The 2,074-nt window shown below is 69.9% G+C and carries 3 protein-coding genes and 1 pseudogene; all 4 read left to right on the forward strand.

Annotated elements, in window-relative coordinates:
• Positions 1-470, forward strand: a pseudogene (locus KBX53_RS30965) (histidine kinase); the annotation flags it as partial.
• 90 nt (positions 471-560) lie between these two features.
• Entirely contained in the window at positions 561-983 is a 423-nt protein-coding gene (locus tag KBX53_RS30970; RefSeq protein WP_030337269.1) for a roadblock/LC7 domain-containing protein, read from the forward strand.
• Positions 984-988: 5 nt separating this feature from the next.
• Positions 989-1,375, forward strand: a complete 387-nt coding sequence (locus KBX53_RS30975; protein WP_030337267.1) for a DUF742 domain-containing protein — start codon at positions 989-991, stop codon at positions 1,373-1,375.
• The gene (locus KBX53_RS30980; RefSeq protein ID WP_030337265.1) at positions 1,356-1,967 is read left to right on the forward strand and encodes an ATP/GTP-binding protein; all 612 of its coding nucleotides are present in this window, start codon (positions 1,356-1,358) and stop codon (positions 1,965-1,967) included. Before KBX53_RS30975 ends, KBX53_RS30980 begins: the two co-directional genes overlap by 20 nt.
• Positions 1,968-2,074: the final 107 nt, after the last annotated feature.

Consider the following 2,074-nt stretch of genomic DNA (forward strand, 5'->3'; position numbering starts at 1 on the left):
ACACCGTTCTCCCCACCCGACAGCGGACCACCCCGACGACCGGCACACCCGACCTGCCCACCCGCGCCCGGCGCGGCCCGGGTCAGCCAGCCCTGGAAGCCCCGACCGTGCCCACCGGCCTGCCCGCCGTCGAGCGCACCCGCCCGGAGACCCGCGACGCGGAGTCGGTCGCGGCTGGTGACGGTGGCCCGGTGCCCGCCCGCGCCGACGCGGAGCGGACCGACTCCGGCCTGCCCGTCCGGGTCCGACAGGCGAACATCGTTCCCGAGTTGCGAGACGACCCGGCGATGTCGGAGACCGACGACGAGGATGTGGTGCGCCCACCGGAGCAGGTCCGCCGGATGATGAGTTCCTACCAGACCGGCACCCGGCGTGGGCGAACCGACGCGGCTCGGCTGCTCGGCGGCGCCTCCGGCACCCCGGCGGCGACGCCGTCCGAGCCGACCGACGAGGATCCACAAGCGACCTGACCGAGCACCGATGACGCGGGTTCCCGCGCGGTGTGACGGTCAAGCCCCAAACGAACACGGCGCACAGCCGGGCGAGAAGAGGACGACGAAGTGACCCAGAAGACGGCTTCGAGCGCCGACCTGACGTGGTTGCTGGATGACCTGGTGGGCCGGGTGAAGCAGGCCGAACACGCGGTCGCGCTCTCCACCGACGGCCTCTTGATGGCCTCCTCCCAGGGGTTGAGCCGAGACGACGGCGAGCACCTCGCGGCGATGGCGGCCGGCATCCAGAGCCTCGCCCGAGGCGCCGGCAAGCGTTTCGGTGGCGGGCAGGTGCAGCAGACCATCATCGAGATGCAGTCGTCGTTCCTGTTCGTCACCGCGGCCGGCCGCAACGCCTGCCTGGCGGTGCTGGCCACCGAGGACGCCGACGTCGGTCTGATCGCCTACGAGATGGCGATGCTGGTCACCCGCGTCGGCAAGTACGTCGCATCACCATCGCGTGGCACTGATCAGCAGGTCGGCGAGAGGTAACGGCGATGACGGTCCAGGGGGAGTCCGCAGACCATCAGTGGGTGGATGACCATGCGGGTCCGGTGGTGCGCCCGTACGCGGTGACGCGCGGTCGGGCCCGCCCGGTCACCGGCACATTCGACCTGATCTCCCTGGTCACGGCGACCCGAGCCGAGGTCACGCCCGAGGTGGGTCTCGGCCCCGAGCATTTGGCGATCGTCGGGCTGTGCCAACGCATACAGTCCGTCGCCGAGATCGCCGCCCATCTCGACCTGCCGGTGGGCACCATCCGGGTGCTCCTCGGTGATCTGGCAGCCCGCAGCCTGGTGCAGGTCCGCGAGCCGCAGACCACGGCCGGTCTTCCCGACAACAGCATCTTCGAGGCGGTAATCAATGGACTACGGGCACTCTGACCGGCCGGCGGGAGCGACGCCACTGCCCACCGCGATCAAGATTCTGGTCGCGGGCGGCTTCGGCGTGGGCAAGACGACCATGGTTGGCGCGGTCAGCGAAACCCGGCCGTTGCGGACCGAGGAGGTGCTGACGGAGTCGGGGGTCGGCATCGACGACCTCTCCGGTGTGGAAGGCAAGACCACCACCACCGTGGCCATGGACTTCGGCCGGATCACCATCAGCGACGACCTGGTGCTGTACCTGTTCGGCACTCCGGGACAGGACCGGTTCTGGTTCGTCTGGGACGAGTTGGCGTTGGGGGCGATCGGCGCCGTGGTGCTGGCCGACACCCGCCGGCTCGCCGACTGCTTCCCCTCGATCGACTACTTCGAGGGTCGCGGCACGCCCTTCGTGGTGGCGGTGAACTGCTTCCAGGGCGCGCGGACGTACCGGCTCGACGAGGTGCAGGCCGCGCTGAACCTGGACCCGGGCGTGCCGGTGCTGCTCTGCGACGCCCGGCAGCGTGAGTCCAGCAAGGAGGTGCTCGTCACGCTGATGGAGCACGCCATGAAGACCCGCGAGGCCCGCCGCCGCGCCGCCAGCGGAGACTGACCCGAGGTTTTTCGGGGGAGGGTGTCCGGAACGCTGTCGGCCGATCGTCATGCTGGTGATACCCCGAGAAACAAGGGAGCGACCAGATGAAGTTCATGATGTTCGTG

This window comes from Micromonospora sp. M51 (genome assembly GCF_018070305.1).
In the GTDB taxonomy this organism is placed as follows: domain Bacteria; phylum Actinomycetota; class Actinomycetes; order Mycobacteriales; family Micromonosporaceae; genus Micromonospora; species Micromonospora parva.

Excerpts from the sequence above, each read along its gene's own strand:
- KBX53_RS30975 (WP_030337267.1), top strand. The coding sequence starts at position 989 with ATGACGGTCCAGGGGGAGTCCGCAGACCATCAGTGGGTGGATGACCAT.
- KBX53_RS30980 (WP_030337265.1), top strand. The coding sequence starts at position 1,356 with ATGGACTACGGGCACTCTGACCGGCCGGCGGGAGCGACGCCACTGCCC.